Consider the following 20,113-nt stretch of genomic DNA (forward strand, 5'->3'; position numbering starts at 1 on the left):
GCCTCGCCCTTGGCACCGGGTGAGGGGCCTCGCCATGATGGGTCCGTAGCCGGCGCCACCGCCGGACGCGGGACGGCGAGCAGCGGACGAGCTGGTCGGCCCGCCCACCGCCACACGGAAGGTGCGACACCCATGAAACCGCTGCACACCACAGACCTGGACACCGTCACGGCCGCGGGAGCCGACCGATGACCGCCGCCACACCGGACCGGACGATCACCACCGACGTCGTCGTCATCGGCGCCGGCCCCGTCGGGGAGAACGCGGCCGACCGGGTCATCGCCGGTGGTCTGCAGGCCGTGGTCGTCGAGTCCGACCTGGCCGGCGGCGAGTGCTCCTACTGGGCGTGTATGCCGTCCAAGGCGTTGATCCGGCCCCTCACCGCGGTGCACGCGGCGCGGGCGGTGGACGGTGCGGCCCAGGCGGTCACCGGCTCGGTCGACGTCGACCGCGTCTTCGCGCGGCGCGACGAGTTCACGTCGCACTGGGACGACGCCGGGCAGGTCGAGTGGATCGAGGGCATCGGGGCGACGTTCTTGCGCGGCCGTGGCCGGATCAGCGGGGAGCGGGAGGTCACGGTCACGGCGCCCGACGGCGGAACGACGGTGATCACCGCCCGGCACGCCGTCGTGCTGGCGACGGGCTCGACGCCGGTGACGCCGCCGATCGACGGGCTCGCCGACGTCGACTTCTGGGGCACCCGGGAGGCCACCTCGGCGCACGAGGTGCCCGGCCGGCTCGCCGTGCTCGGTGGCGGCGTCGCCGGGATGGAACTGGCGCAGGCGTTCGCCCGGCTCGGCTCCACCGTGACCATCATCGCCCGCTCCGGTGTGCTGGCGAAGTTCCCCCGGCCCGCCGTCGAGGTCGTCCTCGACGCGCTTCGCGCCGAGGGCATCACCGTGCTGGAGAACACCGGGACCACGCGGGTGGAGGCCGCCGCGGACGGCACCGTCACCCTGACGCTCGACAGTGCCGAGCCGGTGGTCGCGGACCGCCTGCTCGTCTCGACTGGCCGCCGGCCCGCCACGGACGACCTGGGCACCGAGCACGCCGGTGTGGAACTGACCGACAAGGGAGGCCTGCCCGAGGTCGCGCCGACCGGTCAGGTGACCGGCACGGACTGGCTGTACGCCGTCGGTGACGTCGCGGGCAAGGTGCTGCTGACCCACCAGGGCAAGTACGAGGCCCGCGCGACCGGCGACTTCATCGCGGCGCGCGCGCACGGGAGCACCCCGGACGCCGGCCCGTTCAGCAAGTACGCGGCGACCGCGGACGAGATGGCCGTCCCGCAGGCGGTGTTCACGGACCCGGAACTGACCATGGTCGGGCGCACCGCGGAGCAGGCTCGCGACGCCGGGCTGGAGGTGCGGATCGTGGAGCTGCCGATCACGGTCGCCGGCTCCGCCCTGCACGCCGACGGCTACACGGGCTGGGCGCAGCTGGTGATCGACACCGCGGACGACACGCTGACCGGCGTCACCTTCGCCGGCCCCGACGTCTCCGAACTGCTGTACTCGGCGACCGTCGCGGTGGCCGGGCAGGTGCCCCTGGACCGGCTCTGGCACGCGGTACCCGCCTACCCCACGATCAGCGAGGTGTGGCTGCGGTTGCTGGAGAAGGTCGGGCGCTGATCGCGGCGTCGGCCGGCTCAGCGCGCCGGGCTCAGCGCGCCCCGGCGGCTCGCCGCGCGGCGCTCACCGAACGCAGCGCGGCACCGCGAACGCGGTGACGGCTGCGTCGCGCCGGTCCAGCTCGGCCCACGGCAGGTCGTGCTCGAGCAGGGTCAGGCCCAGCGTCGGGTACTCGGTGCCGAGGTCGGTCACGGCGTCCTGGTCCGACTCCGCCGACGCCAGCCGGAGGGCGACGTTCTGCACCCCCGGGAAGTGGGCCACGACCAGCAGGGTCCGCACCGTCTCCGGCACGTGATTGATCACGGCGAGCAGGCCCGTGGTGCCGGCGTTGTACAGGTCGTCCCGCAACTGCGGCGTCGGCGCCTTCTCCCCCAGCTCCTGGCACACCCACGTCGTCGTCTGCCGGGCGCGGAGGGCACTGGAGCACAGGATGAAGTCGGGGACGACGCCGTGCTCGACCATCCACCGCCCCGCGGTCGGCGCCTCGTCGTGCCCGCGCCCCGCGAGGGGCCGATCGTGGTCGGTCACCTCCGGGGCGGCGGCGGCCTTGGCGTGGCGCAGCAGCAGGAGACGACGATGATCGGGGCTCATCCGGTGAGTCTATCCAGCGGGCCGGGCCCCGAACCCTGCGCCGCGAGCGCGGTTCAGATGGAGTATTCGGGGGCGGCCCAGACGACGACCTCGGGGTGGTCGTAGAACCGGTAACCCTGACCCCGCACGGTGCGCACCGTGTTGGCGAGCCGGCCGAGCTTGGAGCGCAGTCGCCGGATGTGCACGTCGATGGTCCGCTCGTTGGGCGCTTCCTCGGCGTTGCGCCACAGGCCGCTGAGCAGTTCGTCGCGGCTGACGGTGCGCGTTCCGTTCTCCACCAGGAAGTTCAGCAACTCGAATTCCTTGAACGTGAGGTTCAGCAGGTCCCCGTCGAGGAACACCTCTCGTCGGGAGAGGTCGATCAGCACGCCGGTCGGCCGGTTGACGGTCGGGGCGGGAGCCGGTTCGGGCTGGTGCGCGCGGGTTCCGCTGATGGTCGGGTCGCCCAGGGTGCCTCGGACGACGTCCAGGTCGCTGCCGACGGCGTCGTTCGGTGCCAGCGCCACCGCCGCGTAGCTCTCCGCTTCCGGGACCACCGAGCGGACGTGCGTGCGGAGGTCCTGCACCAGCTTGACCAGGCTCGTGCCGTGCTCCGCCGCGGCCTGCTCGTCCAGACCCACGTAGATGACGAAACCGCGGGCGGAACTCTCCGACTCCGCTGCCGTCACGTCCTCGGGCCCCGGCACGCCGGTGGCGTCACGGCCGGTCGGCACCGAGCGCAGACCCGGATAGCGCCCGACGACGGGCATTGGACCGGTGGGAGGCACCGGGGGACGGACCGCGGACCCGCGTGCTACGGGTGCCTGCTGCCGGTTGCGCAGGGAGATGTGGACGTATCCGGACGAGGCGACAGACATGGGGAACCTCACATGACGATGAAGGTGAACGACGGTGAATGCCGGTGCGTGGGCTCCAGGGGATCCGACGCGCTGGATGCGATGGCGGGTGGGGTGGACCTGATCAGCGGGGCATTCGTCGACCACACATTCGCCGCACGGTCGGGTGGACACCGAGGCGACGGATGACGGTCGTGTTGTTCACGTCTCGATTCTGTCCCGGCGACAACCGTACGTGCAAGTAACATATGGCTGAAATGTCCACATGGTGAGACTGCCTGTCTCATCCGATCGCCGGCGGGGAGTCCGGCGATGGCCGACCGGCGCGCCACACCACGCGACTGACGTGGCACGACGTTCCTGTCGGGGTTGATCCTGGAAGGCAATCCCTCCGCTGCTGAAAAATCAAGTACCGGTGGACCCCGCCGTCAAGGACCGCATCCCGGGTCTGAGCGCAGGCGGCGGTCGCTCCGGAACGAACTGCCGCGCGACGCGCGGGGAGACGGTGGTCCGGCAGTTCGTCGCCGACGCCGGGTCACCGCCCGCGACCCCCACTGGGTGATGTCGGTGCCCGACGACCCCGTGCCGGTCCGGGCCGGGCCGGTTCACCCGGGTGATGTGGGCGGAATCTCGTCGTGCCGTGGCGGGGACCGTTCCGCTTCGCTACACTGATCCCGTCGGCCGGTGATCGCAGTCACATGTACTGCGGTGACACGTGGTCCTCGTCCGGCAGGCTGTGATCCGCGGCGGGAGAGTCCCGCACCCGCGGGCGCCGAAGGAGCAAGTCCTCCCCGGGAATCTCTCAGGCACCTGTACCGCCGCGGCGAGCCACCTCTGGAAAGCAGCCCTCGCGGGCTCACCGACGGTGCAAGCCGGCCCGACCGACAAACTCGGGCCCGGTGGAATCTCTCAGGTCCGAGACAGAGCGGGGAGGAACCCGTCCGTACCGGCGCCCGCCGGCTGACCGACCTCCGGAGTTCCTCATGATCCCGTCCACGCCCACGGCTTTCGCGGACCGCCACATCGGCGCCCGTCGCGGCGAGCACGTCAAGCACATGCTCAACGCCATCGACCTCGACTCGGTCGAGGCCCTCGCCGCCATCGCCGTCCCCGACACCATCAAGCAGGACCGCCCCCTCGAGCTCGGTCCGGCCCTGAGCGAGTCGGACGCCCTCGCCGCGCTGCGCGCGCTCGCCGCGAAGAACACGCCACGGGTCCAGATGATCGGCCAGGGCTACTACGACACGGTCACCCCGCCGGTGATCCGCCGCAACGTCGTCGAGAACCCCGCCTGGTACACCGCGTACACCCCGTACCAACCGGAGATCTCCCAGGGCCGGCTCGAGGCGCTGCTGAACTTCCAGACCGCGGTGGCCGACCTGACCGGCCTGCCGATCGCCAACGCCTCCCTCCTCGACGAGGCCACCGCCGTCGCCGAGGCCGTCCTGCTGATGCGCCGGGCCAACCGGGACAAGGCGGCGAAGGACGGCGTCACCGTGCTCGACGCGGACCTGTTCCCGCAGACCATCGCCGTCGTCACCGGCCGCGCGAAGGCCCTCGGGTTCGAGACCGTCGTCGCCGACCTGTCCGCCGGGCTGCCCGAGGGCCCGATCAACGGCATCGTGCTGCAGCAGCCCGGTGCGTCCGGCCGGGTGGAGGTCGCCGCCGAGCTGATTGCCGCCGCGAAGGCACGCGGCGCGATGGTGACTGTGGCCACCGACCTGCTCGCGCTGACCCTGATCACCTCCCCGGGCGAGCAGGGCGCCGACATCGCCGTCGGCTCCGCGCAGCGCTTCGGCGTCCCCCTGTTCTACGGGGGCCCGCACGCGGCGTTCATCGCCGTGCACCGGGGCCTGGAGCGTCAGCTGCCGGGCCGGCTGGTCGGCGTGTCCAAGGACGACGCCGGCGCCCCGGCGTACCGGCTCGCCCTGCAGACCCGCGAACAGCACATCCGGCGGGAGAAGGCGACGTCGAACATCTGCACCGCGCAGGCGCTGCTCGCCATCGTCGCCGGCATGTACGCCGTCCACCACGGCCCGGAAGGCCTGCGCGCGATCGCCGATCGGGTGCACGGTCACGCCCGCGAACTGGCGACCGCGCTCGACGCCGCCGGCGTGCCCGTGGCCCACCGGTCCTTCTTCGACACGGTCACCGCCTCCGTGCCGGGACGGGCCGACGACGTCGTCGCGGCCGCCGAGCGTGACGGCGTGAACCTGCGCCGCATCGACGCCGACACCGTCGGCATCTCGTGCGACGAGCTGACCATCGCCCACCACGTCGTCGTCGTCGCTCGCGCGTTCGGGGTGGAGCTGGACGCCGCCCCCGAGCCGGCCGCGTCGTTCGCGCTGACGCCCGAGACCCGGCGCAGCAGCGACTACCTGACCCACCCGGTGTTCCACAGCTACCGGTCCGAGACCCAGCTGATGCGCTACCTGCGCCGACTGGCCGACCGGGACCTGGCGCTGGACCGGACCATGATCCCGCTCGGTTCCTGCACCATGAAGCTGAACGCGACCGTCGAGATGGAGGCCATCACCTGGCCCGAGTTCGCCGGCATCCACCCGTTCGCCCCGGACAGCCAGACCACCGGCTGGCGGGAACTGATCGCCGACCTGGAGTCGGACCTGGCGACCATCACCGGGTACGACCGGGTGTCGATCCAGCCCAACGCCGGTTCCCAGGGCGAACTGGCGGGGCTGCTGGCGATCCGCGGGTACCACGCGAGCCGTGGCGACGACCAGCGCACGGTCTGCCTGATCCCCGCGTCCGCGCACGGCACCAACGCCGCGTCCGCGGTGCTGGCGGGCATGCGGGTCGTCGTCGTCGCCACCGCCGGGAACGGTGAGATCGAGCACGACGACCTGGCCGCGAAGATCGAGGCGAACCGGGACACCCTGGCCGCGATCATGATCACCTACCCGTCCACGCACGGGGTGTACGACGCCGACGTGCGGGAGGTGTGCGAGGCCGTGCACGCCGCGGGCGGTCAGGTGTACATCGACGGCGCGAACATGAACGCCCTGGTCGGCCTCGCCCAGCCCGGTGCGTTCGGCGGGGACGTCTCGCACTTGAACCTGCACAAGACGTTCTGCATCCCGCACGGCGGTGGCGGTCCCGGCGTCGGACCGGTCGCGGTCCGGGAGCACCTGGCACCGTTCCTGCCCGGTGACGCGGCCACGTGGACCGCGGACACCGAGCGCAGCGACATCCCCGTGTCGGCCTCCCGCTACGGCTCCGCCGGCGTGCTGCCGATCTCGTGGGCCTACGTGAAGCTGATGGGCGGTGAGGGCCTCACCCAGGCCACCACCTCGGCGCTGCTCGCGGCCAACTACGTCGCCCGGCGGCTGGACCCGCACTTCCCGGTGCTGTACACGGGCGAGGCCGGGCTGGTCGCGCACGAGTGCATCCTGGACCTGCGTGAGCTGACCGCCCGCACCGGGGTCACCGCGGAGGACGTCGCCAAGCGCCTGATCGACTTCGGCTTCCACGCCCCGACCCTGTCCTTCCCGGTCGCCGGCACCCTGATGGTCGAGCCGACCGAGTCGGAGGACCTGGGCGAGATCGACCGGTTCATCGACGCCATGATCGCCATCCGCGCGGAGATCGAGAACGTCGCCGACGGGACGCTGACCGTCGACGACTCGCCGCTGCGCCGCGCCCCGCACACCGCGGCCGCCGTTATCAGCAGCGACTGGGACCGGCCGTACTCCCGCGAGGAGGCCGCCTTCCCGGGTGCCACGCACACGCAGGACAAGTACTTCGCCCCGGTCGGCCGGATCGACGGCGCGGGCGGGGACCGCAATCTGATCTGCGAGTGCCCGCCGCTGAGCGCCTTCGAGAACTGAGTTCTCCGCCCCCAACGACGTCACTTCCGAACGGAGACCTCCATGACCGAGACCACGACCACGCAGCGGTTCACGGCCCTGTACGACATCCACGCCGAGCTCGGTGCCTCCTTCACCGACTTCGGCGGCTGGCAGATGCCGCTGAAGTACGGGTCGGAGCTCGCCGAGCACCGGGCCGTCCGCGCCGCCGCGGGCCTGTTCGACCTGTCCCACATGGGGGAGATCGAGGTGACCGGGCCCCGGGCCGGGGAGTTCCTCGACGCCGCGCTGGTCGGCCGGCTGTCCGCGATCGCGGTCGGCAAGGCGAAGTACTCGTTGATCTGCGCGCAGGACGGCGGCATCATCGACGACCTGATCGTCTACCGGCTGGCCGAGGAGGAGTACCTGGTCGTCCCCAACGCGGGCAACGCCGCGACCGTCGCCGCCGTCCTCGAGGAGCGGCGGGCCGGGTTCGACGGCGTCACCCTGCGGGACGTATCGGCCCAGACGTCGCTGATCGCCGTGCAGGGCCCGAACGCCGAGGAGATCGTGCGGGCCGTCGTGCCCTCCGAGCAGGCCGAGGCCGTCAGGGCGCTGAAGTACTACGCGGGCATCCGCGTGACCGCCGCCGGCGTGCCGGTGCTGCTGGCCCGCACCGGGTACACGGGCGAGGACGGCTTCGAGCTGTTCCTGGCCAACGACGCCGCCCCCGGGCTGTGGACGGCGCTGCGGACCGCCGGCGAGCAGCACGGGCTGATCCCCTGCGGTCTGGCCGCCCGGGACTCCCTGCGTCTGGAGGCGGGCATGCCGCTGTACGGCAACGAACTCTCCCGCGACCGCTCTCCGTTCGCCGCCGGGCTCGGCGGCGTCGTCGCCCTGAAGTCCAAGGAGGGCGATTTCGTCGGCCGTGCTGCCCTGCAGGCGGGCAAGGACGCCGGTGAGGGCAGCACGAGTGGTCAGCGGCTGGTCGGGCTGAAGGGCCTGGGGCGGCGCGCCGCCCGGTCGCACTACCCCGTGCTGCACGACGGCGCTCAGGTCGGCGAGATCACCTCCGGCCAGCCCAGCCCGACGCTCGGCTACCCGGTCGCGATGGCCTACGTCGACGTCGCCCTGACCGCGCCGGGCACCCGCCTGGACGTGGACCTGCGGGGCAAGGCGGAACCGTTCGAGGTCGTCGAGCTGCCGTTCTACCGGCGCGAGCAGTAGCCCTTCCCCCGCTTCCCCATCGTCCCGACCCGTCCCGCCCGACCCGAGCAGAGGAAACCCCGTCATGAGCACTGACCCGAACAGCAACGGCCCGGTCCGCACCGGCCTGCGGTACTCCGAGGAGCACGAGTGGATCGACAGTTCCTCCCCGGCCCGGATCGGCGTCTCGAAGGTCGCCGCCGACGCGCTGGGCGACGTCGTCTACGTCGACCTGCCCGAGGCCGGCGCCACGGTGACCGCGGGGCAGACCTGCGGCGAGATCGAGTCGACCAAGAGCGTCTCGGACCTGTACTCCCCGGTCACCGGCACGGTCGCCGAGGTCAACGCCGACGTCGCGGACAACCCCGCCCTGGTCAACGAGGATCCGTACGGCGCCGGCTGGCTGTTCACCGTCGAGGTCTCCGAGGAGGGTCCGCTGCTGAGCGCACAGGAGTACGCGGAGAAGAACGACGTGACCCTGTAGCTCCTCGCCCATCGTTGCATGGCCGTGCACCTGTGGGCACCCGGCGGTATGATGAGAGTATGTCGTCGATCGTGCAGCGGTTCATCCGAGAGGCGGGGTCATCCCTGTCCGAGGAACAACTACGTGATGCTCTCGTCGAGGCGTCGTCCGGCCCAACGGCCGCAGGCCAGCCCGCTACGGCATCCGACGTGGAGTGGCTGCTGAACGTCTCCGGCCTGGACGGTGACGACCAAGCCGAACTGGTCGAGTTGCTTGACGACACCGCCCAGTCGCAAGCCCTCGTTGAGCAGGACCGGGTCAGGTGGGCTACGCGGACGCTCAACGGCTCCATGACCGCGCAGGATGCGGCCACGCTGCTGGGCGTCGATCGCACCACCGTGGCCCGCCGTCACGATCGAGGGCAGCTGTACGGGATCAGCACGCGCAGCGGAGTGCGGTACCCGCGCTGGCAGTTCCTGCGGGACGAGGACGGCACGGTGTCCGTACCGGGTGGTCTGGCCGACGTGATTGCCTCACTGCCGCCCGACGCGCACCCCTTGACGGTCGAGGCCCTGTTGAGCACGCCCAACGAGAAAACCGGGAATGCGCCGCCGCTGCAGTGGCTTGCCGGCGGCGGCCCGGTTGAGCCGGTCGTCGAACTGGCGACCGGGCTCCGGTGGCTGCCCTGATCGCGAAGAGTCCGTGGCGGCCCGATCGGCCGCTGATCGTCACCGAGGAGAACCTCACCGACTGGGCGACGGACCGGCCGCTGATCCGCATCCACCGCAGCGCAGGCGCTCACCCGTGGAACGCGCTGCGTGAGTTCGGGCCGCTCACGGCCCGCTGGGACCCCCATCCCGAGCCTGTCGGCGAACATCCCGGATTCGGGGTCATGTACACGGCCGGCGACATCGCGACCGCGGTGGCCGAGGTCTTCCAGGACCGGGGGACCGTGGACTGGTTCACCGGCTCGCCCGCCCTGACCTCCTGGCGCCCGTCTCGAACGCTGCGGCTGCTGGACCTGACGGGAGACTGGCTGACCCGGCACGGTGCCTCTACCTCCCTGGCGCAGGGGCCTCATGCGAAGTGCCGGGCATGGGCTCGGGCGATCGTGGAGCAACACCCTGAACTTGACGGGCAGCTCACGTCCTCGACGATGACCGGCGGAGCATGCGTCACACTGTGGACGCCGAGCGCGGATGCGTTCCCGCCGTACCCGGACCATTCCCTGCCGCTCCACCATCCGGCTGCGGCCGACGTCGTGAGGATTGCCGCACGCCGGCTCGGCTACCGGTTCTGAACCAGGAACCGGTCCGGGAGGCCGGCCCGAACGCCTTCGCCCTACGCGGCTTGACGTTCAGGCCGGCGACGACGCCGTGGATCGCGGCTCGTCACCGGCCTGTTCTCGTCTTTCGACCCCGACGGAGGAAGCGGAGTAGCATCGGAATGCAGGAGGAACCCGATCACCGTCCAGTTGAGGAGGTGACATGTCCACCCGCGCTCACGCCGTCGCCACGGACCGAGCCTCGTTGCCGACCGCGCCGGCCGAGGAGAGGGCACGAGCTCTCACCGGACTGATCCGCGTCGTCTCCCTGGCGGAGACGATCCGCGCCGTTCCCCGGGTCGACGATATCGGAACCGGGCTGCCGTCCTTCATTGCAGCGGCCAGGGCACTCGCGCTGCTGGGGTTGGGTCGCCGTGCACCCGGGCTCTCCGAGCAGCCGACCATCGCAGAAGTGATCAGAGCCGCGGAGACGGTCCTGGACGCGTGGGAGCAGTCCCCGATCCCCGAGGCCGAATGGGTTCCGATCAGCGACCTGTTCGGCGACGGCCTCGCCTCCCTTCTGTCGATCTCGCCGAGCTCACTGATCAGGTACCGGTCGGGAGAGCGTTCGACCCCGGACGCCGTCGCGGCGCGTCTGCACCTGATCACCACGATCGTCGCCGATCTCTTGGGCTCGTACAACGACTTCGGCATTCGACGATGGTTCCACCGGTCTCGGACCGCACTGGATGGACGGGCGCCGGGCGACATCCTGACCGGCGCCTGGGGACCGGACGACCCGGACGTCGTCCGTGTACGCGATCTGGCGCATTCGCTCCTCGGACCGGCGTTCGGATGATCCTCTTTCGACACGGCGATCGCCGATACCCGTTCTTCTGGGAACAGCCGGCCCAACCGATCGGCCGCTGGCACGGAACCGACGAGGGCCCGGTGCAGTATCTCGCCGACACGTCCCATGGGGCCTGGGCGGAGTATCTCCGGCATGAAGAGATCGTCGATGAGGTCGATCTGGCTGGGGTGGAGAGAGCCTTCTGGGCGATCGAGGTCGACGTCGACGACCTCAAACCGGCAGCGCTGCCGTACGCCGTGATGACCGGCGACCAGGACACCTATGAGCAATGCCGGAGCGAAGCTCGACACCTGCGTGACGACGGCAGCCCCGGTTTCACTGCGCCGTCGGCAGCCCTCGTCAACGACGGGGCGACGGGTCACCGGGTCGATGGGGGGATCCACGACGGTCCGCCCCGTGACGGCGTGAACTACATCCTCTTCGGTCGATGGCCGGAAGCTGTCGGCTGGACGGTGGTGGACCGGGGCCGCCCTCCCGTCCGGCTGCTGCCGCGAGTGCGTCACTTCTCGACGTAGGACTCCGGTGGCCGGCGCACCGTGGTGGACGTGGTCGCCGGTTCCGGAGGGGCAGGGCAGCAGCCGCCCCGGTCAGGGCTTGGTGCCCTCCTCCGGCTCCGGCGGGGTCTGCTTGCCGACGGCCTCGTCGCGGGCTGCCCAGTCCAGCAGCGGAGCGATGTCGAAGACGGCGTCGTCGATGCCCGCGTGCAGGTCGCCGAGCTGCGCGAACCGGGTGGGCATCGTCGCGATGGTGAAGTCCCCCGGCTCGGCGTCGTCGACCTCGTCCCACCGCAGCGGCGCCGAGACGGTGCCGACGTCGTTGCCGCGCACCGAGTAGGCGGAGGCGATGGTGTGGTCGCGGGCGTTCTGGTTGAAGTCGACGAACACGGTCGACGGGTCCCGGTCCTTGCGCCACCACGTCGTCGTGACGTCGTCGGGAAGTCGGCGCTCGACCTCGCGGGCGAAGGCGAGCGCGGCGCGGCGGACGTCGCCGAAGCCGTGCTCGGGTGCGATCCGGACGTAGACGTGCAGGCCGTCGCCGCCGCTGGTCTTCGGCCAGCCGGTGGCGCCGAGCTCGTCGAGCACCTCGTGGGCGACGTGGGCGGCCCGGCGCACATCGGTCCAGGTGGCCTCCGGCATGGGGTCCAGGTCGATGCGCCACTCGTCGGGCTTCTCGGTGTCGGCACGGCGACTGTTCCAGGGGTGGAACTCCACGGTGCTCATCTGCACCGCCCAGATCACGTCGGCCAGCTTGGTCACGCACAGTTCGTCGGCGTGCAGGTTCCAGCGCGGGAAGTGCAGCCGGACGGTCTCCACCCACGGCGGGGCTCCGCGGGGCAGCCGCTTCTGGTGCACCTTCTTCCCCGCGGCGCCGTCGGGGAACCGGTGCAGCATGCACGGCCGCTCCCGCAGGGCGCGCACGATGCCGGGCCCGACGCTCTGGTAGTAGGCCGCCAGGTCCCGCTTCGTCTCCCCGCGGGCGGGGAAGTAGACCCGGTCGGGGCTGGAGAGCCGCACGTCGAAGCCGTCGACGTCGAGCACGACCGGGTCACCGAACTCACCTCTGCTGGACATGCCCCCACGCTCACCGATCCCCGTCGGCACGTCAACACCCGCACACCGGAGGTCGCTGCGAGCACGGGGGGAGAAGCGAGCTGGAGGGGATCAGTTCCGGAGGAGGCCGCGCAGGGTGCCGATCGTGTCGGCGTCCTCGGGCCGTTTGTCCTCCCGGTACCGCTTCACCCGGGCGAACCGCAGCGCCACCCCGCCGGGGTAACGGCTGGAGGTCTGGACGCCGTCGATGGCGATCTCGACCACGACGCGCGGCTCGACGAACACGGTCTGGGCGGTGCGCCGGACCTCGATCTCCTGGAACCGCTCGGTCTGCCAGGTCAGCAGCTTGTCGGTCAGACCCTTGAACGTCTTGCCGACCATGACGTAGCCGCCCGGCTCCCCGAACGCGCCGTCGGCATCCAGCGCGCCCAGGTGCAGGTTGGACAACCAGCCCTGCCGCCGGCCGGACCCCCACTCGCAGGCGAGGACGACGAGGTCATACGTGTGCACCGGTTTGACCTTGATCCAGCTCGACCCACGGCGGCCGGCCGCGTACAGCGAGTCGACCACCTTGACGACGACGCCCTCCTGCCCGGCGGCGAACGCCTCGGTGGACACCCGTTCGGCGGTCGCGGCATCGTCGGTGATGACGCCGGGCACGCGGAGGTCCGGGGCGATGCGATCCAGTTCGGCGATCCGCACCGAAAGCGGCTCGTCGAGCAGGTCCCGCCCGTCGACGTGCAGCACGTCGAAGAACCACGGGGTGAGCACCGTCTCCTGGGCCATCGCGGAGTCGGCCAGTGTGCCGAACCGGGACATCGTCTGTTGGAACGGCCGAGGTGCGCCGGCCTCGTCGAGGGCCAGGGTCTCCCCGTCCAGGATCACGTCCCGGACGGGCAGGGCGCGGACCGCCGCGACCACGTCGGGCAGCCGCTCGGTCACCTCGGCGAGGCTCCGGGTGAACACGCGCACCGTCTCCCCCGACCGGTGCACCTGAATGCGGGCGCCGTCGAGCTTGTACTCCACCGACGCCTTTCCCGTGGTGGTCAGGGCGGCCGTGGGCGTGGCCGCCGTCGCGGCGAGCATCGGCAGGACCGGTCGGCCGACGACGAGCCCGACGGCGGCGAGCGCCGCCTCGCCCTCGGTGAGCGCGAGGCGGGCGGTCCCGCCGAGGTCGCCGGAGAGCATCACCGCCCGTCGGATCGTGGCGACGGGGTGGCCCGAGGCGGCGGCGATCGCGTCGGTGAGCACGCCGTCCAGCGCGCCGGTGCGGACCTCACCGAGCAGCACGCGGGTGATGAAATCCTGCTCGCCCGCGGTGGCCTTCGACATCAGGCCGGCTAGATCCGCCGAGCGGACGGCGTCGGAACCGGCGCCCGTCGTCGTCAGCAGCCGGTCGAGGAACGCGTCGAGCCGCGCGACCGTGAGGGTGGGCTCGGCGGCGGGGTCGCCGGTGATCGCACCGATGCTGCGCCAGCCGACACCCACCCGGCCCTGCCGGGGTCGGCCGATCAGGAACCCGACCGCGGGTGCGACGTCACCGGGCTCGAGCCGACGCAGCAGGGCGGCCAGGGCATCGACCTTGGCCAACCGGGAGCGGGTCGCGGTGACGGCCGTGGCCGTGGTGACGACGTCATCGAGGAGCACGGGCTCAGTCTGTCACCGGCTCCGACAGCCGCGTCGGCAAGGACCGCACGCCAGGTCGTCACTAGATGTCGACGCAAGCGGTTGCGAGGGCCCCGATGGAGCATCTAATGACGAGCTGGCGCAGAAGGAGGGGTCAGCCGACGACGCCGTAGAGCCGGTCACCGGCGTCGCCCAGGCCCGGGACGATGTAGCCGTTCTCGTCGAGCCGCTCGTCGATGGAGGCGAGCACGATGGTGACCCGGTGTTCGTCGCCGAGACGTGATTCCAGGGCCTCCAGACCCTCCGGGGCGGCCAGCAGGCAGATGCAGGTCACGTCCTCGGCGCCGCGCGCGAAGAGGAACTGGATGGCCTCGCGCAGGGTGCCTCCGGTGGCGAGCATCGGGTCGAGCACGAACACCTGCCGCCCGGTCAGGTCGTCGGGGAGCCGCTCGGCGTAGGTGACCGCCTCGAGGGTCTGCTCGTTGCGGGCCATGCCGAGGAAGCCGACCTCGGCCGTGGGCACCAGCCGGGTCATGCCCTCGAGCATGCCCAGACCCGCGCGCAGGATGGGCACGACGAGAGGGGTCGGCTTGTCCAGCCCGGTGCCGGTGGTGGTGGCGACGGGAGTGGTGACCTCGACGTCGTGGACGCGCACCCCGCGGGTGGCCTCGTAGGCGAGCAGGGTGACCAGTTCCTCGGTCAGCTGCCGGAAGACGGGTGAGTTGGTGTCCGCGTCACGCAGCACGGAGAGCTTGTGGGCGACGAGCGGGTGGTCCACGACGGTGACGCGCATGCTGCCCAACGTACCAGCGGGCACAATGGCTTCATGCCCGCCCTGCCCGTGCCCCTCGACGTGCCCGTGCAGCACCACGCCTGGATGGGTCTGGCGCTGGCCGAGGCCGCCGCGGCGCTCGCGCACGACGACGTGCCGATCGGCGCCGTCGTCGTCGGACCGGGCGGGACCGTGCTCGGGGCCGGGCACAACCGGCGGGAGGTGGACGCCGACCCGACGGCGCACGCCGAGGTGCTCGCGATCCGGGCGGCGGCGGCTCGGCTGGGGCGCTGGCGGCTGGACGACTGCACGCTGGTGGTCACCCTGGAACCGTGCGCGATGTGCGCCGGGGCCGCGGTCCTGGCTCGGCTCCCGCGCGTCGTGTTCGGGGCCTGGGACGAGAAGGCGGGCGCCTCCGGCTCGGTGTTCGAGGTGCTGCGCGAACCGCGGCTGAATCACTGGGTGCAGGTGTACCCCCGGGTGCGGGAGGCCGAGTGCGCCGCCCTGCTCCGGGACTTCTTCGCCGCCCACCGGTGATCCGGGTTCGACGACGCCGTCGCGCACCATTCGCGGTGCCGTTGCTGATGCCACTCGATTGGTGCCGTGCTCGGGCGACCCGGTAGGGTATCGGCGTTGGTGACGTGTCCGAGCGGCCGAAGGTGCAACACTCGAAATGTTGTTTGGTGTCAAAGCCAACGTGGGTTCAAATCCCACCGTCACCGCCGACTGATGCCTCCGGCATCGACGAAGGGCCCCGACCACGCCGGTCGGGGCCCTTCGCGCGTCCGACCGTGCCATCGTGCGCCGGCGTGCCGCCTTCTCATTCGGTGGCCCAGCCGCTGAGTCAGTCGTTCCCGCCCGAAGGCGGGGCTCTTTCCCCTCCTGTTTCGGGCGGATCCAGCTGACTCATCGAGTTGGCAGGCAGGTGTTCATGCCGGCAGCAGCCCGATGCCGGGCCCGGTCAGGCGCGGCAGTGCGGCCGCGGTCCGGCCGGTCATCAGCAGCAGCAGGTCGGCGGCCCGTCCCGTGACCGCGGGCCCGTCGCCGACCGCGACGTCGACGTCGGTCGCCTCCAGTCGTACGCCCTGCAGCCGACGCCGGGCGTGGAACGGCCAGCCCATCGCCCAGACCCGCTCGAACGCCATCCGCGCGGCGTCGTGCGACGCCGCCACCCCAGCCCCGCCGTGAGTCAGTCAGTTCCGCCCGAAATTGGGGGTCTGTTCTGACTGACTCGGGAAGCAAGTGACTGACTCACCGGCAGGCCAGCACTGACTCACCGGCAGGACGACGCCGTGACGGGGGCCCCCGGTGCCCTGCGAAGGACGCGGGAGTAGCGTGGTGTGCGTCTTACGGCCTGAAGCCGTCCGGGCCGCCATCCCCGACCCCGATCGAAGGGAAGCACCATGGACTACCGCACGCTCGGCCGCAGTGGCGCCGTCGTCTCCACCTACGCCCTCGGCACCATGACGTTCGGGGCGGAGGCCGACGTCGAGACCTCCCACGCGCTGCTGGACGCCTACCTGGACGCCGGCGGGAACTTCCTCGACACGGCCGACGTCTACTCGTCGGGTGTCTCGGAGGAGATCATCGGCGCCTGGTTCAAGGCCGACCAGTCCCGGCGCGACCGGGTGGTCCTGGCCACCAAGGGCCGGTTCCCGATGGGGACCGGACCGAACGACGTCGGCACCTCCCGCCGCCACCTGCGTCGGGCCCTGGAGAACTCGCTCAGCCGGCTCGGGGTGGACCACATCGACCTGTACCAGATGCACGCCTGGGACCCGATCACCCCGCTCGACGAGACCCTGCAGTTCCTCGACGACGCCGTCACCGCCGGGCACATCGGGTACTACGGTTTCTCCAACTTCACCGGCTGGCAACTCACCAAGGCGGTGCACGAGGCCCGCGCCCACGGCTGGCACCCACCCGTCACCCTGCAGCCCCAGTACAACCTGCTGGTGCGTGGCATCGAAGCCGAGGTGGTGCCCGCCGCGCTCGACGCCGGCATCGGCCTGCTGCCCTGGTCGCCGCTCGCCGGTGGCTGGCTGACCGGCAAGTACCAGCGGGACACGGAACCGACCGGCGCCACCCGGCTCGGAGAGAACCCGAAACGCGGCATGGAGGCGTACCAGGAGCGCAACGCGGAGGAGTCCACCTGGCGGGTGGTCGACGCCGTCACCGGCATCGCGAAGGACCACGACGTCAGCCCCGCACAGGTGGCGCTGGCGTGGGTCGCCGCCCAGCCCGCGGTCACCTCGGTGATCCTGGGGGCTCGCAGCGTCGAGCAGCTGCACGACAACCTCGGCGCCGCCGACCTGTATCTGAGCGAGGACGAACTGACCGTCCTGACCGCGGCGAGCGACCCGGTGTGGCCCGACTACCCCTACGGCCCGGCCGGCCGGGAGCAGCGGGGCCGGCGCCTCGCCGGCGGCCGGTGACGACGATCGCCACCGGGGTCCGGGTCCGCCGGCTGATCCTGGCCCGGCACGGAGAGAGCGAGGCGAACCGGGCGGCCGCCGAGGCGGACGCGGCCGGTGCCGAGCGGATCGCCGTCCCGGCCCGGGACGCCGACGTCGAGCTCTCCGCGACCGGGCGACAGCAGGCGCAGGCGCTGGGGCACCACCTGGCCGACGCGGGGTCCGGGCCCACGCCGACCGCCGTGTGGGTCTCCCCTTACGTCCGCGCGCGGCAGACCACGGCGATCGCCCTGCGCACCGCCGGGCTCGACCTCGTCCCCCGGGTCGACGAGCGGCTGCGGGACCGGGAGCTGGGTATCCTCGACGCCCTCACCGCCCGGGGTGTCCGCGTCCGGTACCCCGGCGAGGCCGACCGCCGGCAGTACTTGGGCAAGTTCTACTACCGTCCGCCCGGCGGCGAGTCGTGGGCGGACGTCGCCCTGCGCGTGCGCTCCCTGCTCGCCGACGTCGAGACGGCATCCGACCCGGACGGGAACGACGGCGGAACGGTGCTGGTCGTGTGCCACGACGCCGTCGTCTCCCTGATCCGCTACGTCTGCGAGCGGATCGAGGAACGGGCCCTGCTCGAGGACGCCCGGACCGATCCGATGCCGAACGCGGCGGTCACCGTCCTGGAGCGCATCGAGACGGAACCGGGGTGGCGAGCGGTCGTCGTCAACGACGTGAGCCACCTCGACCGGCACGACGCCGCCGTCACCCGGCACAGTGGAGAGTCCGATGACACGACGCCCTGACCACGTCAGCCCGCGCCTGCTGCGGCGGCACCCCCTGCCGACCGCGAGCGGGGGCAAACGCCAGCGCGGGTCCCTGCTGGTGGTCGGCGGCTCCCGCCGCACGCCCGGTGCCGCCGCACTGACCGGCCTGGCCGGGCTGCGGGTCGGGGCCGGCCGGCTGACCCTGGCGATCGCCGCGTCGGTCGCGAGCCCGCTGGCCGTCGCCCTGCCCGAGGCCGGCATCGTGGGCCTGCCCGAGGATCCGGCCGGGTCGGTACTCGGTGACTGCGCCGAGACGCTGCTCGCGGAGGACGCCGACGCCGTCGTGATCGGGCCCGGCCTGACCGACATCGACCAGACGGCCGTTCTGCTGCGGGAACTGCTACCCCGGCTCTGCGCCCACACCGCCGTCGCCCTCGACGCCTTCGCGCTCGGCGCGCTGGCCCATCATCCGGAACTCGCCGAACCCGTCGCAGGCCGGTTGCTGCTCACCCCGAACCAGACGGAAGTGGGGCTGCTGCTCGGCGAAGAACCACGCAACGAGGCCGCCGGCGCCAGAGAGACGGCACGGCGGTTCGACGCCGTCGTCAGCTGCGGTGGCATCGTCGCCGGGCCCGACGGCGCGTTCCGGGTGCGGGCGGGTGGCCCCGGACTGGGCACCTCCGGCAGCGGCGACGTGCTGGTCGGCGCGGCCGGCGGCCTGCTGGCCCGTGGCGCCGCACCGCAGACCGCGGCCCTGTGGGCCACCTGGCTGCACCACACCGCCGGTGAACGGGTCGCCCGGCGGGTCGGGCCGGTCGGCTTCCTCGCCCGCGAGCTGGCCGACGAGCTGGCGCCCCGGTTGGCGCAGGCGTGATCCCGGCCCTGGCCGACGCCACCGCATGGAACCGGTGACCGAGGGATCCGACCGACTTGGAGGAGCGGCATGGCCGACGGGGTGCACCTCTACCATCCTGAGCTCCGGCAAGGACCGGAACTGGCCGAGCTACTGGCCGGGTGGAAGCCGGGCAAGACGGCGTCCCTCGGGCCGCCGACGCCGAACCTGCCGGCGACCGTCGCCGAGGTGGACGGGCGGCTGGTCGGGTTCCTGACCGGTCACCACCGGTTCCGGCACTGGGAGGCCCTGCCCGACCACCGCGGGCTGGCCGGCAGCCACGGTTCCTGGCTGGCCGAACTGTTCGTCCATCCCGCGCACCGCCGCGCCGGCGTCGGCGCGGCCCTGGTCAGCCACTTCATCGACGAGTCCGTCGCGGCGGGCGCCAGCATGGTCGTGGTCCGACCCGACGCGAGCGACTCCGGCGTCGAGCAGACCGCCCGGCAGTGCTTCTTCCTCGCCCAGGGCTTCGTCGTGCTGCGCCTGGACCCGGACGTCCGTTTCCTGCCCGAATGGCTGATGGGCCGTCCCAACGACCACGGGTGAGCGCGGCCGCGCCGCGTCCGACGTGCAGGAACGATCCGATAACGACACGGCGCGGTCGTTGACCCGGATACCGCGGGACAGAACACTGGACCCCATGACATCCACGAGGTCGACGTCCGCGGTGGTGCTGGGGATCACCGCGGTCGCCCTGACTCTGAGCGCGTGCGCCCCCAACTCCTCCACCGGTACCGCGGCCTCCTCCGGCAGCGCCCCGGCCACCTCGGCCAGCGCCTCGACGGCGGCCACGCCGACCGGCTCCGCCACCGACTCCTCCGCACCGGCCACGGACAGCACCACCAGCGCCGGGCCGTCGGGGTCGGCCTCTTCCTCGTCGGCGCCGTCGGCTCCGATCTCCTCCGCTCCCTCCTCCAAGGCTCCGGCCTCGAAGCCGAAGACCCCGGGGCCCACCGCCGGCCCGTCGAGCCCGGCCGCCGAGGGTCTGCCCCTGTGCACGGCCGCCCGGTTGAGCGGGACCGCCGCCGCACTGCCCGGCGGCGCCGCTGCCGGTAGCGTCTATGCCGGCCTGACGGTGCGGAACACGTCCGGGGACGCCTGTCGGCTCGCCGGCTACCCGGGCGTCTCGTTCGTCGGTGGCGGCACCGGGGAGCAGATCGGTGTACCGGCCCAGCGCGACACGACGCAGGCGACCGTCACCATCACGCTGAACCCGGGGCAGAGTGCCCGGGCACGGCTGCAGATCACGCGGGCCGAGAACTACGGCGGCGTGTGCAACCTCAAGCCGGCCGACGGCTTCCGCGTCTACCCGCCGAGCGCCACCGACGCGTTGTTCCTGCCCTACACCGCCAACGGCTGCGGCAACCCGAAGATCGTCCTGCTGCACGTCGGAGCGTTCCAGCCCCTGAGCTGACCACCTTGCCCGCGAGGGCGTCCAC

Annotated in this window: 20 protein-coding genes, 1 tRNA gene and 2 riboswitches; of the genes, 15 read left to right on the forward strand and 6 right to left on the reverse strand. The window is 72.0% G+C overall.

All coding sequences use genetic code 11. The annotated features are described in order from the left end of the window. Positions 1 to 188: 188 nt before the first annotated feature. A complete protein-coding gene (locus BKD30_RS11540) occupies positions 189 to 1,631 on the forward strand; it encodes a dihydrolipoyl dehydrogenase family protein (protein WP_076704777.1) in 1,443 nt (480 codons plus the stop codon). A 63-nt stretch (positions 1,632 to 1,694) separates the two neighbouring features. Here the strand turns inward: BKD30_RS11540 and BKD30_RS11545 are convergent, their stop codons facing one another. Continuing rightward, positions 1,695 to 2,222, reverse strand: a complete 528-nt coding sequence (locus tag BKD30_RS11545) for a SixA phosphatase family protein (RefSeq protein WP_076704778.1) — start codon at positions 2,220 to 2,222, stop codon at positions 1,695 to 1,697. Between the two features lie 53 nt (positions 2,223 to 2,275). After that, positions 2,276 to 3,079, reverse strand: a complete 804-nt coding sequence (locus BKD30_RS11550) for a winged helix-turn-helix domain-containing protein (protein WP_076704779.1) — start codon at positions 3,077 to 3,079, stop codon at positions 2,276 to 2,278. Between the two features lie 716 nt (positions 3,080 to 3,795). Then, positions 3,796 to 3,886, forward strand: a riboswitch (glycine riboswitch). After that, a riboswitch (glycine riboswitch) is annotated at positions 3,887 to 3,992 on the forward strand. A 49-nt stretch (positions 3,993 to 4,041) separates the two neighbouring features. On the opposite strand from BKD30_RS11550, the gene gcvP reads away from it, so the two are divergent. The 7 genes from gcvP to BKD30_RS16145 all read left to right on the forward strand — a co-directional run bounded on the left by gcvP (position 4,042) and on the right by BKD30_RS16145 (position 11,180). Further along, the gene (gcvP, locus tag BKD30_RS11555) at positions 4,042 to 6,903 is read left to right on the forward strand and encodes an aminomethyl-transferring glycine dehydrogenase (protein WP_076704780.1); all 2,862 of its coding nucleotides are present in this window, start codon (positions 4,042 to 4,044) and stop codon (positions 6,901 to 6,903) included. A gap of 42 nt (positions 6,904 to 6,945) precedes the next feature. Next, complete coding sequence (gene gcvT / locus BKD30_RS11560; RefSeq protein WP_076704781.1) at positions 6,946 to 8,088, forward strand: glycine cleavage system aminomethyltransferase GcvT; 1,143 nt, start codon at positions 6,946 to 6,948, stop codon at positions 8,086 to 8,088. A 64-nt stretch (positions 8,089 to 8,152) separates the two neighbouring features. Continuing rightward, positions 8,153 to 8,551, forward strand: a complete 399-nt coding sequence (gene gcvH, locus BKD30_RS11565) for a glycine cleavage system protein GcvH (RefSeq protein ID WP_076704783.1) — start codon at positions 8,153 to 8,155, stop codon at positions 8,549 to 8,551. 32 nt (positions 8,552 to 8,583) lie between these two features. Beyond that, positions 8,584 to 9,219 carry a MerR family transcriptional regulator gene (locus tag BKD30_RS11570; RefSeq protein WP_143588178.1) on the forward strand — a complete coding sequence of 212 codons (636 nt, stop codon included), beginning with the start codon at positions 8,584 to 8,586 and terminating at the stop codon, positions 9,217 to 9,219. Continuing rightward, positions 9,207 to 9,830: an RES family NAD+ phosphorylase gene (locus BKD30_RS11575; protein ID WP_076704787.1), complete on the forward strand. Its 624-nt coding sequence runs from the start codon at positions 9,207 to 9,209 to the stop codon at positions 9,828 to 9,830. Before BKD30_RS11570 ends, BKD30_RS11575 begins: the two co-directional genes overlap by 13 nt. Positions 9,831 to 10,017: 187 nt before the next feature. Next, positions 10,018 to 10,653, forward strand: a complete 636-nt coding sequence (locus tag BKD30_RS16140; RefSeq protein WP_076704789.1) for a hypothetical protein — start codon at positions 10,018 to 10,020, stop codon at positions 10,651 to 10,653. Continuing rightward, a complete protein-coding gene (locus tag BKD30_RS16145; RefSeq protein WP_076704790.1) occupies positions 10,650 to 11,180 on the forward strand; it encodes an RES family NAD+ phosphorylase in 531 nt (176 codons plus the stop codon). Before BKD30_RS16140 ends, BKD30_RS16145 begins: the two co-directional genes overlap by 4 nt. Positions 11,181 to 11,252: 72 nt before the next feature. Here the strand turns inward: BKD30_RS16145 and ligD are convergent, their stop codons facing one another. From ligD to upp, 3 genes are all read right to left on the reverse strand, one after another. Further along, positions 11,253 to 12,236, reverse strand: coding sequence for a non-homologous end-joining DNA ligase (gene ligD, locus BKD30_RS11590; protein ID WP_076704791.1), 984 nt, complete (start codon positions 12,234 to 12,236; stop codon positions 11,253 to 11,255). A gap of 90 nt (positions 12,237 to 12,326) precedes the next feature. Further along, positions 12,327 to 13,862, reverse strand: a complete 1,536-nt coding sequence (locus BKD30_RS11595; protein ID WP_076704792.1) for an ATP-dependent DNA ligase — start codon at positions 13,860 to 13,862, stop codon at positions 12,327 to 12,329. Positions 13,863 to 13,995: 133 nt separating this feature from the next. Continuing rightward, the gene (gene upp, locus BKD30_RS11600) at positions 13,996 to 14,634 is read right to left on the reverse strand and encodes a uracil phosphoribosyltransferase (protein ID WP_076704793.1); all 639 of its coding nucleotides are present in this window, start codon (positions 14,632 to 14,634) and stop codon (positions 13,996 to 13,998) included. A 33-nt stretch (positions 14,635 to 14,667) separates the two neighbouring features. Here upp and tadA point away from each other — a divergent pair, with 33 nt between their 5' ends. Both tadA and BKD30_RS11610 read left to right on the forward strand, forming a co-directional pair. After that, positions 14,668 to 15,150, forward strand: a complete 483-nt coding sequence (gene tadA, locus BKD30_RS11605; protein WP_143588179.1) for a tRNA adenosine(34) deaminase TadA — start codon at positions 14,668 to 14,670, stop codon at positions 15,148 to 15,150. Positions 15,151 to 15,248: 98 nt separating this feature from the next. After that, positions 15,249 to 15,335: transfer RNA gene (locus BKD30_RS11610), tRNA-Ser, on the forward strand. Positions 15,336 to 15,542: 207 nt separating this feature from the next. Here the strand turns inward: BKD30_RS11610 and BKD30_RS11615 are convergent. Further along, the gene (locus tag BKD30_RS11615; RefSeq protein ID WP_175578475.1) at positions 15,543 to 15,785 is read right to left on the reverse strand and encodes a hypothetical protein; all 243 of its coding nucleotides are present in this window, start codon (positions 15,783 to 15,785) and stop codon (positions 15,543 to 15,545) included. A 231-nt stretch (positions 15,786 to 16,016) separates the two neighbouring features. Between BKD30_RS11615 and BKD30_RS11620 the strand changes: the two genes are divergently transcribed. The 5 genes from BKD30_RS11620 to BKD30_RS11640 all read left to right on the forward strand — a co-directional run bounded on the left by BKD30_RS11620 (position 16,017) and on the right by BKD30_RS11640 (position 20,088). After that, complete coding sequence (locus BKD30_RS11620) at positions 16,017 to 17,048, forward strand: aldo/keto reductase (RefSeq protein ID WP_076704794.1); 1,032 nt, start codon at positions 16,017 to 16,019, stop codon at positions 17,046 to 17,048. Then, the gene (locus BKD30_RS11625) at positions 17,045 to 17,821 is read left to right on the forward strand and encodes a histidine phosphatase family protein (RefSeq protein WP_076704795.1); all 777 of its coding nucleotides are present in this window, start codon (positions 17,045 to 17,047) and stop codon (positions 17,819 to 17,821) included. The genes BKD30_RS11620 and BKD30_RS11625 overlap by 4 nt, the downstream gene beginning before the upstream one ends. After that, positions 17,805 to 18,656, forward strand: coding sequence for an ADP-dependent NAD(P)H-hydrate dehydratase (locus BKD30_RS11630; protein WP_076704796.1), 852 nt, complete (start codon positions 17,805 to 17,807; stop codon positions 18,654 to 18,656). The genes BKD30_RS11625 and BKD30_RS11630 overlap by 17 nt, the downstream gene beginning before the upstream one ends. Before the next feature lie 69 nt (positions 18,657 to 18,725). Beyond that, complete coding sequence (locus BKD30_RS11635; RefSeq protein WP_076704798.1) at positions 18,726 to 19,220, forward strand: GNAT family N-acetyltransferase; 495 nt, start codon at positions 18,726 to 18,728, stop codon at positions 19,218 to 19,220. 94 nt (positions 19,221 to 19,314) lie between these two features. Then, positions 19,315 to 20,088: a DUF4232 domain-containing protein gene (locus tag BKD30_RS11640; RefSeq protein WP_143588180.1), complete on the forward strand. Its 774-nt coding sequence runs from the start codon at positions 19,315 to 19,317 to the stop codon at positions 20,086 to 20,088. The last annotated feature ends 25 nt before the right edge of the window (positions 20,089 to 20,113 follow it).

This window comes from Tersicoccus phoenicis (genome assembly GCF_001968835.1).
Lineage (GTDB): Bacteria > Actinomycetota > Actinomycetes > Actinomycetales > Micrococcaceae > Tersicoccus > Tersicoccus phoenicis.

Excerpts from the sequence above, each read along its gene's own strand:
- BKD30_RS11540 (WP_076704777.1), top strand. The coding sequence starts at position 189 with ATGACCGCCGCCACACCGGACCGGACGATCACCACCGACGTCGTCGTC.
- BKD30_RS11545 (WP_076704778.1), bottom strand. The coding sequence starts at position 2,222 with ATGAGCCCCGATCATCGTCGTCTCCTGCTGCTGCGCCACGCCAAGGCC.
- BKD30_RS11550 (WP_076704779.1), bottom strand. The coding sequence starts at position 3,079 with ATGTCTGTCGCCTCGTCCGGATACGTCCACATCTCCCTGCGCAACCGG.
- gcvP (WP_076704780.1), top strand. The coding sequence starts at position 4,042 with ATGATCCCGTCCACGCCCACGGCTTTCGCGGACCGCCACATCGGCGCC.
- gcvT (WP_076704781.1), top strand. The coding sequence starts at position 6,946 with ATGACCGAGACCACGACCACGCAGCGGTTCACGGCCCTGTACGACATC.
- gcvH (WP_076704783.1), top strand. The coding sequence starts at position 8,153 with ATGAGCACTGACCCGAACAGCAACGGCCCGGTCCGCACCGGCCTGCGG.
- BKD30_RS16140 (WP_076704789.1), top strand. The coding sequence starts at position 10,018 with ATGTCCACCCGCGCTCACGCCGTCGCCACGGACCGAGCCTCGTTGCCG.
- BKD30_RS16145 (WP_076704790.1), top strand. The coding sequence starts at position 10,650 with ATGATCCTCTTTCGACACGGCGATCGCCGATACCCGTTCTTCTGGGAA.
- ligD (WP_076704791.1), bottom strand. The coding sequence starts at position 12,236 with ATGTCCAGCAGAGGTGAGTTCGGTGACCCGGTCGTGCTCGACGTCGAC.
- upp (WP_076704793.1), bottom strand. The coding sequence starts at position 14,634 with ATGCGCGTCACCGTCGTGGACCACCCGCTCGTCGCCCACAAGCTCTCC.
- tadA (WP_143588179.1), top strand. The coding sequence starts at position 14,668 with ATGCCCGCCCTGCCCGTGCCCCTCGACGTGCCCGTGCAGCACCACGCC.
- BKD30_RS11620 (WP_076704794.1), top strand. The coding sequence starts at position 16,017 with ATGGACTACCGCACGCTCGGCCGCAGTGGCGCCGTCGTCTCCACCTAC.
- BKD30_RS11630 (WP_076704796.1), top strand. The coding sequence starts at position 17,805 with ATGACACGACGCCCTGACCACGTCAGCCCGCGCCTGCTGCGGCGGCAC.
- BKD30_RS11635 (WP_076704798.1), top strand. The coding sequence starts at position 18,726 with ATGGCCGACGGGGTGCACCTCTACCATCCTGAGCTCCGGCAAGGACCG.
- BKD30_RS11640 (WP_143588180.1), top strand. The coding sequence starts at position 19,315 with ATGACATCCACGAGGTCGACGTCCGCGGTGGTGCTGGGGATCACCGCG.